A 14140-nucleotide genomic window follows, 5' to 3' on the forward strand; every position below is an offset into this window, starting at 1 on the left:
ACTTGCGGCAAGGCCCAGGGGTTGCTGCACAATCATCCGGTCGCACCGGAAAAAGTACAGTTAGGGGCCTATGTCAGCGCACGGGTACGAAGAGGAACGCCGGTCCGAGCAAAGCTATGTCGCCGGGTTGTACTCGCGCCTCGATGCCGAGCGGGCACGGGTGAAGGGCCGCTACGGCGCCGCCCTGCGGTCCAAGGGCGACTCCCCGATGGAGCGCGACAACGAGGTGCGGGCGCTGGGCAAACAAGTGCAGCGCCTCGACGTGGCCGACAACGGGCTGTGTTTCGGCCGCCTCGACTCCGCCTCGGGTGAGCGGTCCTACATCGGCCGGATCGGGCTGTTCGACGAGTCGAACGACCTGGAACAGCTGCTCCTGGACTGGCGGGCGCCCGCGGCGCGCGCATTCTATGTCGCCACCGCGGCGAACCCGGAGGGCATGCGCAGGCGGCGCCAGTTCCACACCAGGGGACGGCAGGTGGTCGATTTCACCGATGAGGTGCTCGGCCGCCCCGATGGGAGCGAGGGTGGGGCGGACGCCGCGCTGCTCGCCGCCGTCGACGCGCCGCGCGGGGACGGGATGCGCGATATCGTCGCGACGATCCAGGCCGAACAGGACGAGATCATCCGTCTCGAGCACCCCGGCGTGACCGTGATCGAGGGCGGCCCCGGCACCGGCAAGACCGTGGTGGCGCTGCACCGCGTGGCGTACCTGCTCTACACCCAGCGCCGGCGGATGGAGCGCCAGGGCGTGCTGGTGGTCGGGCCCAACCCGGCCTTCCTGAACCACATCGCCCATGTGCTGCCCTCGCTCGGCGAGACGAACGTCGTGTTCGCCACCACCGCCGACCTCGTGCCCGGTCTGCGCGCGATCGCGCAGGACGCACCGGAGGCGGCCCGGCTGAAGGGTTCGCTGCGAATTCTGGACGTCCTCGCCGCGACGATCGCGGACCGTCAGCGCCTGCCCGAGGTGCCGCTGACCATCGCGCTGACCGATGTGACGGTGCGCATCGACGCCGCGACCGCGGAGTGGGCCAGGCAGGAAGCGCGCGAGAGCGGGCGGCCGCACAACGAGGCGCGCGCGGTGTTCGCCGAGATCGTCACCTACGTGCTCACCGAACGCGCGATCGCCCGGATCGGTGAGGGCTGGCTGACTCGCGACGACACCGAGGCCTGGGAGCAACTGCGCGCCGACCTGGTCCGCGAGCTCGCCGACACTGCCGAGTTCACCGCGGCGCTCGATCAGTGCTGGCCGATCCTGCAACCGGAAACCGTGCTGTCCCAGCTGTATTCGTCGCACGATCGGTTGCGGGCGGCGGGCGCGGACGCGGCGCTGTGGCGGGCCGACGGTGGCGCGTGGACGGTGTCGGACGTGCCGCTGCTCGACGAACTGGTCGACCTGCTCGGCCGTGACAAGGCCGCCGACGACTCCGCCGAGCGCGAACGCAAAGCCGAGGCCGAGTACGCGGCCGGTGTGCTCGACACGCTGATCAGCCGCGAAGACCTGATGGACGACGAGGACCACCTCCTCGCCCAGGACATGCTCTACGGCGAGGACCTGGCCGAACGCTTCCTCGAGCGCGACACCCGCGAACTCGCCGAACGTGCTGCGGCAGACCGGGACTGGACCTACGGTCACGTGGTGGTCGACGAGGCCCAGGAACTGTCGGAGATGGATTGGCGCGTGCTGATGCGCCGCTGCCCGAGCCGCTCCTTCACGATCGTCGGCGATCTGGCGCAACGCCGGTCGGCAGCAGGCGCGACCTCGTGGGCCACGATGATGGAGCCCTATGTCCAGAGCCGCTGGATCTACCGTTCCCTGACCGTGAACTACCGGACCCCGGCGGAGATCATGGCTGTGGCCGCCGACGTGCTCGCCGAGTTCGCGCCCGACGTACGTCCGCCGGATTCGGTCCGCTCCTGCGGTGTCGCGCCCTGGTCGCGCCGAGTCGCTGCCGACGAATTGCCCTGCGCGATCGAGGAATTCGTCCGGGACGAGGCGGGCCGCGCGGGGACGAGCATCGTGATCGGGCCGCCGGGCGTCGCCGGCACGGTGCCCGCGTCGGAGACGAAGGGCCTCGAGTTCGACGCGGTGCTCGTCGTGGATCCGCAGCGAATTCTGGCCGACGGACCGCGCGGTGCCGCCGAACTCTACGTCGCCCTCACCCGCGCCACCCAGCGCCTCGGCGTCCTGCATCAGACCCCGCTACCGGAATCGCTGCGTGGGCTCACCGCGGACGAACCCGCACAGCAGTTGCGGGCGTAGCCGCCGCGGCGCGCAGATCAGCCGAGCGGGCCGGTCGCCGACTCGGCGGCGGCCAGCAGGGCGCCGGTTGCCGCCAGCCGGACCGCTGCTTCGATTTCCGGAGCGAGGTGGCGGTCGGGGCCAGGGCCGGGGATCTCGGTACGCAGGGCCGCGACGACGGCCGCGGTGGCGGGCGCCGGGGTCAGCGGTGCACGCAGGTCGAGGCCGCGGGCAGCCGTGAGCGCCTCGATGGCCAGGACTCGGGTCAGGCCGTCGAGGGCGCGGCGGAGTTTGCGGGCGGCGGACCAGCCCATCGAGACGTGGTCCTCCTGCATCGCCGAGGACGGGATCGAGTCGACCGAGGCGGGCGCGGCCAGGCGTTTGAGGTCGGAGACGATGGCGGCCTGGGTGTACTGGGCGATCATGTGGCCGCTGTCGACACCGGGATCGTCGGCCAGGAACGGCGGCAGGCCGTGGTTGCGGGCCTTGTCGAGGAAGCGGTCGGTGCGGCGTTCGCTCATCGAGGCGACGTCGGCGATCACGACGGCGAGGAAGTCGAGGACATAGGCGACGGGGGCGCCGTGGAAGTTGCCGTTGGATTCGACGCGACCGTCGACGGTGACGACGGGATTGTCCACGGCACTGGCCAATTCGTAGCCCGCGATGCGTTCGGCGTGGTCGAGGGTGTCGCGGGCGGCGCCGGCGACCTGGGGTGCGCAGCGCAACGAGTAGGCGTCCTGGACGACGGTGCAGTCCGGGGTCGCGTGGCTGGCGACGATCGGCGAATCCGCGAGCACGCGAATCATATTCGCGGCCGCGATCGCCTGGCCCGGTTGCGGGCGCAGCGCCTGTAGGTCGGCGGCGAACACCTTGTCGGTGCCGAGCAGACCCTCCACGCTCATCGACGCGGTCACATCGGCCAGGCGCAGCAGGGCGCGCAGGTCGTGGCAGGCGAGCACCAGCATGCCGAGCATGCCGTCGGTACCGTTGATCAGCGCGAGGCCTTCCTTCTCCGCGAGCTCGACCGGGGCGATGCCGGCGGCGGCCATGGCCTCGGCCGCAGACATGAAGTCGCCGTGCGTATTTCGCACCATCCCCTCACCGATCACCGCCAGCGCGACGTGCGCCAGTGGCGCGAGATCACCGGAACAGCCGAGGCTGCCGTACTCGTAGACCACGGGGGTGATTCCCGCCGACAGCAGCGCGGCATAGGTCTGCGCGACCACCGGGCGCACCCCGGTCCGGCCGGTGGCCAGGGTGGACAGGCGAAGCAACATCAGCGCGCGCACCACCTCGCGCTCCACTTCGGCGCCGGACCCGGCCGCGTGCGAACGAATCAGACTCCACTGCAACTGCTTACGCGACTCCAGTGGGATGTGACGGACGGCCAGCGCACCGAAACCGGTCGACACGCCGTACACCGGCCTCGGGTCCGCGGCCAGCGCCTCGATCCGCGCACGGCTGGCCCCGATGGCGGCGACCGCCTCGTCCGACACCACGACGCCGGCACCGTCCCTGGCCACCCGCACCACATCCTGCGGCGAGACCGAACCCGTGCCGACGACGACCGGTCCGGACCGATCCGAGTCGATGCTCACGATGCTTCTCCCTTCACTGCGGTCCACTCTTGACGTTCTTGTCTATACAGGTCTATACCTATCGTACGTGACCTGGCGCACATCCGCCGGGTCCGCGCTCTACGGCGTCACCGCAGAAAGACAGGCCGCAATTGACACGCACCGGCACACCAGACGATCTCCTCTCCCCCGAACGCCGAACCATCGACGTCGTCCCCGACGACGAACGCCACGGCACACCCAGGAGCCAGTTCACCCTGTGGTTCGGGGCGAATATGCAGATCACGGCAGTGGTCGACGGCGCACTGGCGGTGGTGTTCGGCGCCGACGCGATGTGGGCCATCATCGGCCTGCTGCTCGGCAACGTCTTCGGCGGCACGGTGATGGCACTGCATTCCGCGCAGGGACCGCGGATGGGATTGCCGCAGATGATCTCGAGCCGCGCGCAGTTCGGCGTCAAGGGAGCGGTGATCCCGCTGGTGCTGGTGATCCTGATGTATCTCGGGTTCGCTGCTACCGGCACCGTGCTCGCCGGGCAGGCGGTGAACAACATGCTCCATGTCGACAATCCGGTGATCGGGATCGTGGTGTTCGGGGCGCTCACCGCGTTCGTCGCGATCACGGGCTATCGCCTGATCCATGTGGTCGGCCGGGTGGCGACGGTGGTCGGCATCGTCGGCTTCACGTATCTGACGGTCCGGTTGTTCACCCAGTACCCGGTCGGCGACTTCATCGGCGTGAAGGGTTTCGACGCGGTGACCTTCCTGCTGGCGATCTCGCTCAGCGCGGGCTGGCAGCTCACCTTCGGTCCCTATGTCGCCGACTACTCCCGCTATCTGCCCCGCAGCACCAGTGAGCGCACCACCTTCTGGTCGACGTTCCTCGGCAGCGTGCTCGGTTCGCAATGGTCGATGACGCTCGGCGCGCTGGTGGCGGCCGTCGCGGGCAAGGCGTTCCTCGCCGACCAGGTCGGATTTCTCGGCAAGCTCGCCGGGCCCGCGGCACTCGCGTTCGGGGTCTATCTGGTGATCGTGGTCGGCAAGCTGACCGTCAACTGCCTCAATGCCTACGGCGGATTCATGTCCATCCTGACCACCGTCACCGCGTTCGACGGGCGCTCGCAGATCTCCACGCGGGCCCGCTCGCTCTACATCGTCGGCTTCGTCGGGGTCTCGATGGTGATCGCGCTCGCGGCGAGCGCGGACTTCCTGAACAACTTCAAGAACTTCGTGCTGGTGTTGCTCATGGTGTTCACGCCGTGGAGCGCGATCAATCTGATCGACTACTACCTGGTCTCGAAGGAACGCGTCGACCTGCCCGCGCTCTACGATCCGCACGGCCGCTACGGTGCGTGGAACGTGGCGGCGCTGCTCTGCTACGGGCTCGGCGTGATAGCCCAGGTGCCGTTCCTCGCGCAGAAGCTCTACACCGGTCCGATCACGGGTCTGCTCGGCGGCGCGGATATCTCGTGGATCGTGGGCATCGTGTTCACCGGCGCGATCTATTTCCCGGTCGCGCGACGCATCAGCAATCCGCCTGCACAGATGATCTATCCAGCGCACACCACCATGCTCGACACCCGCAGCTAGGAGGACTCCCCCGTGCCCACCACCGTGCTGAGCAATATCGGCACCCTCGTCACCAACGACCCGGCGCTGGGCGACGGCCCGTTGGGGCTCCGGCACGCGGCCTCGCTCGTCCTCGATGACGGGCGAGTGGCGTGGGTCGGCGACAGCGCCGACGCACCCGCTGCCGACACCGGCTTCGACCTCGGCGGGCGCGCGGTGCTGCCGGGATTCGTCGAGTCGCATTCCCACCTGGTCTTCGCGGGCGATCGCGCCGAGGAGTTCGCGGCCAGGATGGCGGGGCGGCCCTACGCGGCGGGTGGCATCCGTACCACCATCGAGGCGACACGCGCGGCGAGCGACGAGCGGCTCGCGGCGAATGTGCAAGGGCTGCTGAACGAGTCGCTGCGCGCGGGCAGTACCACCGTCGAATGCAAGAGCGGCTACGGGCAGACCGTGGCGGACGAACTGCGCAGCGTCCAGATCGCCGCACGCTTCACCGACGAGGTCACACTGCTCGCCGCACACGTACCGCCACCCGAATATGCCGGGCGCGCAGACGAATACGTCACGATGGTCTGCGAGGAGATGATTCCGCGGTGTGCGCCGTATGCCCGGTGGATCGATGTGTTCTGCGAGCAGGGTGCGTTCGACCGCGATCAGGCGCATGCGGTGCTGCGGGCCGGAATCGCGCACGGGCTGGTGCCGCGGGTGCACGGCAATCAGCTACATCAGGGACCGGGAGTTCAGCTCGCCGTCGAGCTCGGGGCCGCGTCGGTCGATCATGTCTCGCACGTGAATCGCGCCGATATCGACGCGCTCGCGGGCAGCGACACGGTGGCCACGCTGCTGCCGGGCGCCGACTTCTGTACGCGCAACAGCTATCCCGAGGCCAGAGCGCTGCTCGACGCGGGCGTCACGGTCGCGCTCGGCGCGGACTGCAATCCGGGCACCAGCTACACGACGAGCTTGCCGTTCTGTATCGCCCTGGCCGTCCGGGAGATGCACATGACGCCCGACGAAGCGGTCTGGGCGGCGACCGCGGGCGGCGCGAAGGCATTGCGGCGCACCGATATCGGCACCCTCTCCCCTGGTTCCCGGGCAGATGTCATCGCACTGGACGCCCCCTCGCACCTGCATCTCGCCTATCGGCCCGGCGTTGCCCTGGTCAGCCAGGTGTGGCGCGAAGGAGTGCTGGTCGTTCCGAATCGAGGTGTGGTGCGGTGACTTCCGAATCCGCCTGGACCGGTCGTGTCGACGGCACCACGCCTGAGCATCTGCGCTGGCATCAGGCCGTCACGCCCTACGCACCGGGCAACGACCCCGGAGCATGTGTTTTCGTCGGTTTCGCCTGTGAGGAAGGAGTGCGCCGGAACAAGGGCCGTCCAGGAGCGGCGGCAGGACCGGACGCGCTGCGTGGCGCGCTCGCACCGATGGCGCTCGCCACGCCACTGCGCGCCTTCGACGCGGGCACGATCGCCGTCACCGACGACCGGCTGGAGGACGGTCAGCGGCGACTGGGCGAGACGGTCACCGCATTACTGGACGACGGCGCTTTCCCGGTGGTTCTCGGCGGCGGCCACGAAATCGCCTACGGCACCTACCTCGGGCTGGCCGGTTCCGCCCGCCGCACCAAGGGCAGCATCATCGGAATCCTCAATCTCGACGCGCATTTCGACCTACGTCCCGATCCCGTGCCCAGTTCCGGCACCCCGTTCCGGCAGATCCTCGAGACCGATGGCGACGTCCGGTACGCGGTGATCGGGATCAGCCAGCCCAGCAACACCCGCATCCTGTTCGACACCGCGGACCGATTCGGCGTGCGCTACCTGCTCGACGACGACTGCGAGCCGACCCGGGTCGCCACGTTCATCGACGACTTCCTGTCCGGCATCGACCTGCTGTATCTGACCATCGACCTCGACGTCCTGCCCGCGTCGGTGGCCCCCGGTGTGAGTGCCCCTGCGGCATACGGTGTTCCGCTGTCCACGATCCAGTCCGTCTGCGACCGGGTCACCGCAAGCGGCACACTCGCGGTTGTCGATGTCGCCGAACTGAATCCGCGGCTCGACATCGACAACCGCACCGCCCGCACCGCCGCCCGGCTGCTCCACCGGATCGTCACCCGGCACGTCGGGTGCGAATCGTCGCGGACTCAGAAGTAGCGGATCCAGACATAGATCCAGGCGATGAAGCTGCTGAGCATCGTGACCAGCATGCCGTACTTGGTGAACTGCCAGAAGGTGATCCGCTGCCCCGCGCGGGCGGCGATCCCGAGGGCGACCACATTGGCGCTGGCCGCCACCGCCGTACCGTTGCCACCGAAGTCGGCGCCCAGGGCGAATGCCCACCACAGTGATTGCCCGGTAGCCGGATCGGGGGCGCCCGCGACGATGTCCTCGACCACCGGCGCCATGGTCGCGGTGTAGGGGATGTTGTCGACGAACGCGCCGAGGATCGCCGAACCGAACACCAGCGCGGTCGCGGCCAGGAAGTAGTTGTCGCCCACCCAGCCGATCGCCGCGTCGCCGATCGCGGCGATCACCCCGGTGTGCACCAGGCCCGCGACCATCACGAACAGGCCCATGAAGAACACCAGTGTCGGCCACTCCACCTCCTGCAGAACGTCGCCGATGTCGAGGCCGGAGACCAGCACCATGACGCCCGCGCCGACCAGCGCGATCACCGACGGCGCGACATGCAGCACGCTGTGCAGGCAGAAGCCGGCGACCACCCCGGTCAGCACCACCATCGAGCGCACGAGCAGTCGCGGATCGCGGATCGCGCGCCGTTCCTGCAGCGCCATCACCGCGTCGACCGAGGTGGGATCGGTGCGCAGCGCCGAGCGGAACAGCACCCGGGTCAGCGCGACGAACAGCACGAAGGTGATCACCACGATCGGCGCCATGTGCACGAGGAAGTCGTTGAAGCTCAACCCCGCCCGGCTGGCGATGATGATGTTGGGCGGATCACCGATCAGTGTCGCCGCACCACCGATATTGGACGCCAGCACCTCGGCGATCAGGAACGGTTGCGCGGCGATGCCGAGGCGCCGGCACACCACCAGTGTCACCGGGGCGACCAGCATGATGATCGTGACGTTGTCGAGAAACGGTGACGCGACCGCGGTGATCAACATCAGCATCACCATCAGGCGATACGGATTGCCCCGCGAGCGCTTGGCCGACCAGATCGCCAGATAGTCGAACAGGCCGGTCTGCTTGATGACACCGACGATGATCATCATCCCGAGCAGCAGGAAGATGACGTTCCAGTCGATGCCCTCGTGGGCGGAATAGAACACTTCGTCGCCGGGAATCAAGCCGAGCACGGCCATCGCCCCCGCGGCGATCAGGACGGTTTTGACCTTGTCGGCTTTCTCCGTGGCGATGAAGAAGAAGGCGACAACGAAGATGATGACGGCAAGCGCTGCGGCCATGCGCGGCGTGCGGTTCAGTCGCCGGGGCCGACGACAGCGAGGCTCGTCAGCAACCGTTCCAGGGTGATCGCGCCGCGCAACGTGCGCGAGCGGTCGACCACGGCGATGAGCGGACTGTGCTTGCGCGCCATCAGGATCGCGATTTCGAGCAGGGTCGCGTCGGGGGCGACGGTGACCGGCTTGCTCGCGCCGTCGGGCAGACAGTCGCCGACGGTCAGACTGCCGGGTTCCTGCCAGAACAGGTCGGCGTGCACCTCGTCGATCGTGCGGACCAGCGTCGGGTCGTCGTGGTAGGAGGCGGGAATCGCCAGGCGCAGCACCTGGGTGCCCGGCAGGACCGCCACCGGCCGGTCCAGCTCGTCGACGACGATCAGACCGGGCAACCGGTTCACGACCATCAGCCGGACCGCGCGGGCGACAGGGTCGCTGGTGCGGACGGTCGGCAGGTTCATCGCGATATCGCGTGCACGCATGGCTTGGCTCCGGGGGGATTCGACGGTGCTCATGGATGTGCCTTCCGTCCGGTCAGCAGGTCCAGGCGTTGTTCGAGGCGGGCGAGCCGGTCGCCGAACGGCCGCGAATGCATCAGCTCGGCGACCTGGTCGGCTTCGTCGGGCTCCAGTTCGATGTCGACCGTGGGTTCGTCGCTGCCCCCCGCGTAGGCGAGCAGGCGTCGCTCGCCCGTCGATGCCGTCAGCAGGGCGAATCGGATGCCGTGGTTGGTGTGGAAGCTGTGCAGCACACCGGCTCCCGGGATCGTCGTCCGGTCGATATCCATGGCCGGCGGTCCTTCCTGGATCGTCGAAAGCGTCTGATCCGAGTCTGGTTCGCGCAGGTGGCGGGCACTATCGGCCGTGACACCCATTTCGGTCGCCGGTTCGCTGCGGTCAGCGGGTGCGGGATGGGTGCGCGACCCCATGGACAGAACGCGCGGCCGTCAGCATGCTGGTGTCATGAACCGTCTCGCAGCGCTGCGAGCAGGACGTGCGCAGCGAATCCGGACGCCGGTGACGGCGTTGTTCTGGCGGATCTGCTTGCTCAATGGCGTGATCTTCACCCTCGGCACGCTGATCCTGGCCCTCTCGCCGGCCACGGTGTCGGCGCGGTTGCGCCTGACCGAGGTGCCGGTGCTGGTGATCGGGCTCGCGGTGATCCTGACGGCGAACGCGGTGGCGCTGCGTACCTCGCTGGCTCCGCTCGACGAGCTGGTCGCCTCCATGCGCCGCGTCGACCCGCCCCGGCGCGCGGTCCGGCTCGAGCGCGGTGCGAGCGGGGACTTCCATCACCTGATCGAGACCTTCAACGCGATGCTCGACCGCCTGGAGGCCGAGCGTTCGGTCGCCGGTGGGACCGCGCTGGCCGCCCAGGAGGGTGAGCGGCGGCGCATCGCCCGTGAACTGCACGACGAGATCGGGCAGAGTCTGACCGTGGCGCTGTTGCGGCTCAAACGGGTCGTCGACCGGGCGCCCACCGACCTGCGCGAAGAAGTCGAAGCGGCGCAGGAGACCGTGCGCGGCTGCCTCGACGAGGTCCGCGGGATTGCCGCGCGGCTGCGGCCCGATGTCCTCGAGGAGCTCGGCCTGCACAGTGCGATCAACGCGCTGTGCCACGAGTTCGCCCGTACCGCAGGCATTTCCGTGCGCCGAGAGGTCGATCCCGCGATCAGCCGGCTCGACCCCGACATCGAACTCGTCTGTTATCGAGTCGCCCAGGAGAGCCTGACCAACGTCTTACGGCACGCGCGCGCCGACGAGGTGACCCTGCAGATCACCCCCCGCGCGGACACCGTCATCCTGCGCGTCACCGACAACGGGTGCGGCGGCGTGGTCGAAGACGGCGCAGGCATTCGCGGGATGCGCGAGCGAGCCACCCTGATCGACGCCGCGCTGACGATCACCTCACCGCGGTCGGGCGGCACCGCGGTCGAGCTGATCATCCCGGTACGTACGCGCGCGGAGGTACCGGCATGAGCGAGCGCCCGATCACATCCACCCTCCGACCGTGCCGAACGGACATCGCATGAGCGCCCCGACCCGGATCCTGCTGGCCGACGACCACGCCCTGGTACGCAGCGGGTTGCGGATGATCCTGGACAACGAACCTGACCTGCTCGTGGTCGCCGAAGCGGCCAACGGACTCGACGCGGTCACCGCCCTCGCCGACGACAGCATCGACCTGGTGATCCTCGACATCGCCATGCCCCGGATGACCGGCATCCAGGCCGCCCGCGAGATCACCAGGAACAACCATCCGGTCCGCATCCTGATGCTGTCGATGTACGACAACGAGCAGTACTTCTTCGAGTCGCTGAAGGCGGGCGCTTCGGGCTACGTGCTGAAGTCGGTGGCTGATCGCGACCTCATCGAGGCGTGCCGGGCCACGATGCGCGGTGAATCCTTCCTCTACCCGGGCGCGGTCACCGCGCTCGTACGCGACTACCTGCAGCTCGCCCGGCAGGGCTCCGCACTGCCGGAAACGATCCTCACCCCGCGCGAGGAGGAGGTGCTCAAACTGATCGCGGAGGGGTATTCGGCGCGCGAGATCGCCGCCGAGCTGGTGATCAGCGCGAAGACCGTCGACCGGCATCGCGCCAATATCCTGCAGAAACTCGGTCTGCGCGATCGGCTCGACCTGACCAGATACGCCATTCGCGCCGGATTGATCGAGCCGTGAGAACCCCCGAATGCCCCCGCTTCGAGCAGGGGCATTCGGCGCGGGGTGTCATTCAGCGTGCGGATCGACCTGCACACGCTGCTTGCGACCGACCACCAGGCGCATGACCGGTTCCACGATGCGGGCGCCGATCGGGCCGATGATCGCCATCAGGAGCACGTACGTGGTGGCGAGGGCGGCGAATTCGTCGGGCACCGCACCCGCGGCCACCGCGAGGCCCGCGATGACGATCGAGAACTCACCGCGCGCGATCAGGGCCGTACCGGCGCGGGCCCGGCCCAGTTGGGACGCGCCCGCGCGTTTGGCCGCCCACCAGCCCGTGGCGATCTTGGTGAGGGTGGTGACCACGGCCAGCAGGACCGCCCAGCCGAGGACCGGCGGGATGGTCGTCGGATCGGTACTCAACCCGAACAGCACGAAGAACATCGCCGCGAACAGATCGCGCAGCGGTTCGAGGATCTTGGTGGCGTCGTGGGCGGTGGAGTCGGAGATCGCGATGCCGAGCAGGAACGCCCCGACCGCCGCCGACACCTGCACCGCCGAGGCGATACCGGCCACCAGCAGGGCCGACCCGAGCAGTTTGAGCAGAAAGATCTCGCGATCCTCGCTCGCCACGATCGCCGAGACGTATTTGCCGTAGCGCAGGGCGACGACGAGCACCAGGGTCACCGCGACCAGCGCGATCCCGACCGTGGTCATCCCCGCCACGAAACCGACACCGGCCAGCACCGCGGTGAGCACCGGCAGATACACCGCCATCGCCAGGTCCTCGAACACCAGGATCGACAGGATCGTCGGCGTCTCCCGGTTACCGAGCCGGCCCAGGTCGTTGAGCACCTTGGCGACGATGCCGGAGGACGAGATGTAGGTGACGCCCGCCATCGCGATCGCGCCCGTCGGCCCGAGTCCGAGCATGAGCGCCACGATGACGCCGGGCGTCGCGTTGAGCACCAGGTCGAGCAGACCCGCGGGCCACGATTTGCGCATACCGGTGACCAATTCACCGGCGGTGTACTCCAAACCGAGCAGCAACAGCAGCAGCACGACGCCGATCTCGCTGGCGATGTGGATGAAGTCCTCGACCTCGTGCAGCTCGATCAGCCCGCCCGTGCCGAAGACCAACCCCCCGAGCAGGTAGAGCGGGATGGGCGAGAGGCCGATGCGGGCCGCGATCCGCCCGAGCACACCCAACCCGAAGAACACAGCCCCCAGCTGGATCAATGCCAGCGCGGTTCCACTGATCTGCACCGGCTCAGCCGTCGGTGAGGATCGAAGCGGCGGCGTCGAGTCCGGCATTCGTGCCGACCACGACGACCATGTCGCCGCCGGCGAACACGAACTCCGGTCCCGGTGAGGCCAGGACTTGACCCGCACGCAGCACCGCCACGATCGAGGCGCGGGTCTTGGTCCGCAGCTCGGTGTCACCCAGGCGGCGTGACGCGTACGGCGAGTTCGGCGGTACCAGCATCGACCGCGTGCTCACCCCATCGAGTTCGCGGTGTTCCTCGCGCAGTTGCGCGACCAACTGCGGTGCGCCGAGCAGGCTCGCCAGCGTGCGGGCCTCGACCGCGGACAGGGGAATCTGGACGGTCGAATCCGGGTCGCCGACCTTGGTGAAGATCAGGTCGGTCTCGCCGTCGCGGTGGTCGACGATGCCGATCCGGCGGTCCACCTTCGACAGTGAAAACTCTTTGCGGACACCGATTCCCGGCAGGGATGTCACTTCTACATTCATGGGATCACCTAACCTCAGCTAGGGATACCTTACCTGCCCTTTACCAACCGCATGGATTTGTCAGCCCGCGTCGAGCAGCCGTCCGGCCGCGTCCAGCCCCTCGTCGGTGCCGACCACGACAACCAGGTCACCGGGAATGAAGGTGAAATCCGTTCCCGGCGAAGGCGTTACCTCACCCGCGCGGACCACCGCGACGACCGAGGCCTTGGTGCGCGTGCGCATCTCGGTGTCGCGCAACGGGCGGCCGTCGAAGGGGCTGCCGCGGTCGATCGCGAACTGCCTGGTCGACAGCTCGCCCGCACTGTGGGTCTCGCGCGTCTTCTGCACCACCTGCGGCGCCCCGAGTAATCCGGCCAGCACACCGATCTCGGTGTCGGACAAGGGAATCGAGGTGGTCGAGTCGTAGTCGCCCGCTCGCGAGACGACCAGCTCGACGGAGCCGTCGCGGTGTTCGATCACGCCGATCCGGCGGCGCGCCTCCGCCAGCGGAAAGTCCTTGCACACGCCGATTCCCGGTAAAGGCGTCACATCGATGTTCACGCCCTCACAGTACGACCAGATCGGAATAACACCAGCCCCTACCCTGCGCACCCGGCCATACCAGCCGAAACACCGACCTCACATGATCACCTCGGTTCGACTACGTCGACGATCCGGCGAACATCGTGATCGACCTGTCCGACAGCCACATCTGGGACGCCTCCACCGTCGCCGCGCTCGACGCCATCACCACCGAGTACGCGAGCAAGGGCAAGACGGTGGAGATCATCGGGCTCAACGCCGCCTCCGAAGCACGCCACGGTCGCCTGTCCGGCCTCGGCGGCGAGCAGATCTAGGACCTTCGCCACCGACGCCTACCATGGCGATCCGGTGGCGAGCACCGCTGTGGCTTGCGTATTCGGGCAAAGT

At 68.4% G+C, this 14140-nt stretch carries 13 protein-coding genes and 1 pseudogene; 7 read left to right on the top strand and 7 right to left on the bottom strand.

Annotated features, from left to right (window positions below):
- Positions 1-70: 70 nt before the first annotated feature.
- Positions 71-2263, top strand: coding sequence for an RNA polymerase recycling motor ATPase HelR (helR, locus tag ACQHI0_RS15370; RefSeq protein WP_427908619.1), 2193 nt, complete (start codon positions 71-73; stop codon positions 2261-2263).
- Positions 2264-2280: 17 nt separating this feature from the next.
- Here helR and hutH read toward each other — a convergent pair whose 3' ends face one another.
- On the bottom strand, positions 2281-3840 hold the full coding sequence (hutH, locus tag ACQHI0_RS15375; RefSeq protein ID WP_427908620.1) for a histidine ammonia-lyase: 1560 nt from the start codon (positions 3838-3840) through the stop codon (positions 2281-2283).
- Positions 3841-3971: 131 nt separating this feature from the next.
- On the opposite strand from hutH, the gene ACQHI0_RS15380 reads away from it, so the two are divergent.
- The 3 genes from ACQHI0_RS15380 to hutG are packed head-to-tail and all read left to right on the top strand — an operon-like array spanning position 3972 to position 7549.
- On the top strand, positions 3972-5408 hold the full coding sequence (locus tag ACQHI0_RS15380; protein WP_427908621.1) for a purine-cytosine permease family protein: 1437 nt from the start codon (positions 3972-3974) through the stop codon (positions 5406-5408).
- A 12-nt stretch (positions 5409-5420) separates the two neighbouring features.
- The gene (gene hutI, locus ACQHI0_RS15385) at positions 5421-6611 is read left to right on the top strand and encodes an imidazolonepropionase (protein ID WP_427908622.1); all 1191 of its coding nucleotides are present in this window, start codon (positions 5421-5423) and stop codon (positions 6609-6611) included.
- On the top strand, positions 6608-7549 hold the full coding sequence (gene hutG, locus ACQHI0_RS15390) for a formimidoylglutamase (protein WP_427908623.1): 942 nt from the start codon (positions 6608-6610) through the stop codon (positions 7547-7549). Before hutI ends, hutG begins: the two co-directional genes overlap by 4 nt.
- On the opposite strand, the gene ACQHI0_RS15395 is transcribed toward hutG, so the two are convergent.
- Genes ACQHI0_RS15395 through ACQHI0_RS15405 form a run of 3 tightly spaced genes read right to left on the bottom strand, consistent with a single transcriptional unit; the run spans position 7540 to position 9601 of the window.
- Entirely contained in the window at positions 7540-8823 is a 1284-nt protein-coding gene (locus tag ACQHI0_RS15395) for an SLC13 family permease (protein WP_427908624.1), read from the bottom strand. The two genes, hutG and ACQHI0_RS15395, sit on opposite strands and share 10 nt — an antisense overlap.
- A gap of 14 nt (positions 8824-8837) precedes the next feature.
- The gene (locus ACQHI0_RS15400; protein WP_427908625.1) at positions 8838-9296 is read right to left on the bottom strand and encodes a CBS domain-containing protein; all 459 of its coding nucleotides are present in this window, start codon (positions 9294-9296) and stop codon (positions 8838-8840) included.
- A gap of 29 nt (positions 9297-9325) precedes the next feature.
- Complete coding sequence (locus tag ACQHI0_RS15405; protein ID WP_427908626.1) at positions 9326-9601, bottom strand: hypothetical protein; 276 nt, start codon at positions 9599-9601, stop codon at positions 9326-9328.
- Positions 9602-9776: 175 nt separating this feature from the next.
- Here ACQHI0_RS15405 and ACQHI0_RS15410 point away from each other — a divergent pair, with 175 nt between their 5' ends.
- Together ACQHI0_RS15410 and ACQHI0_RS15415 are read left to right on the top strand one after the other, a co-directional pair.
- Entirely contained in the window at positions 9777-10793 is a 1017-nt protein-coding gene (locus ACQHI0_RS15410; protein ID WP_427908627.1) for a histidine kinase, read from the top strand.
- Positions 10794-10842: 49 nt separating this feature from the next.
- Complete coding sequence (locus ACQHI0_RS15415; RefSeq protein WP_301901138.1) at positions 10843-11496, top strand: response regulator; 654 nt, start codon at positions 10843-10845, stop codon at positions 11494-11496.
- 48 nt (positions 11497-11544) lie between these two features.
- Here ACQHI0_RS15415 and ACQHI0_RS15420 read toward each other — a convergent pair whose 3' ends face one another.
- Genes ACQHI0_RS15420 through ACQHI0_RS15430 form a run of 3 tightly spaced genes read right to left on the bottom strand, consistent with a single transcriptional unit; the run spans position 11545 to position 13771 of the window.
- A complete protein-coding gene (locus ACQHI0_RS15420) occupies positions 11545-12738 on the bottom strand; it encodes a cation:proton antiporter (RefSeq protein WP_427909176.1) in 1194 nt (397 codons plus the stop codon).
- Positions 12739-12748: 10 nt separating this feature from the next.
- Entirely contained in the window at positions 12749-13231 is a 483-nt protein-coding gene (locus ACQHI0_RS15425) for a cation:proton antiporter regulatory subunit (protein WP_427908628.1), read from the bottom strand.
- A 60-nt stretch (positions 13232-13291) separates the two neighbouring features.
- Entirely contained in the window at positions 13292-13771 is a 480-nt protein-coding gene (locus tag ACQHI0_RS15430; protein ID WP_427908629.1) for a cation:proton antiporter regulatory subunit, read from the bottom strand.
- 92 nt (positions 13772-13863) lie between these two features.
- Between ACQHI0_RS15430 and ACQHI0_RS15435 the strand changes: the two are divergent.
- Positions 13864-14067: pseudogene (locus ACQHI0_RS15435) on the top strand (STAS domain-containing protein); the annotation flags it as partial.
- Positions 14068-14140 lie beyond the last annotated feature (73 nt).

The sequence above is a fragment of the Nocardia sp. FBN12 genome (genome assembly GCF_050320175.1).
Taxonomy (GTDB): Bacteria; Actinomycetota; Actinomycetes; order Mycobacteriales; family Mycobacteriaceae; genus Nocardia.

Excerpts from the sequence above, each read along its gene's own strand:
- helR (WP_427908619.1), top strand. The coding sequence starts at position 71 with ATGTCAGCGCACGGGTACGAAGAGGAACGCCGGTCCGAGCAAAGCTAT.
- ACQHI0_RS15395 (WP_427908624.1), bottom strand. The coding sequence starts at position 8,823 with ATGGCCGCAGCGCTTGCCGTCATCATCTTCGTTGTCGCCTTCTTCTTC.
- ACQHI0_RS15400 (WP_427908625.1), bottom strand. The coding sequence starts at position 9,296 with ATGCGTGCACGCGATATCGCGATGAACCTGCCGACCGTCCGCACCAGC.
- ACQHI0_RS15405 (WP_427908626.1), bottom strand. The coding sequence starts at position 9,601 with ATGGATATCGACCGGACGACGATCCCGGGAGCCGGTGTGCTGCACAGC.
- ACQHI0_RS15410 (WP_427908627.1), top strand. The coding sequence starts at position 9,777 with ATGAACCGTCTCGCAGCGCTGCGAGCAGGACGTGCGCAGCGAATCCGG.
- ACQHI0_RS15415 (WP_301901138.1), top strand. The coding sequence starts at position 10,843 with ATGAGCGCCCCGACCCGGATCCTGCTGGCCGACGACCACGCCCTGGTA.
- ACQHI0_RS15425 (WP_427908628.1), bottom strand. The coding sequence starts at position 13,231 with ATGAATGTAGAAGTGACATCCCTGCCGGGAATCGGTGTCCGCAAAGAG.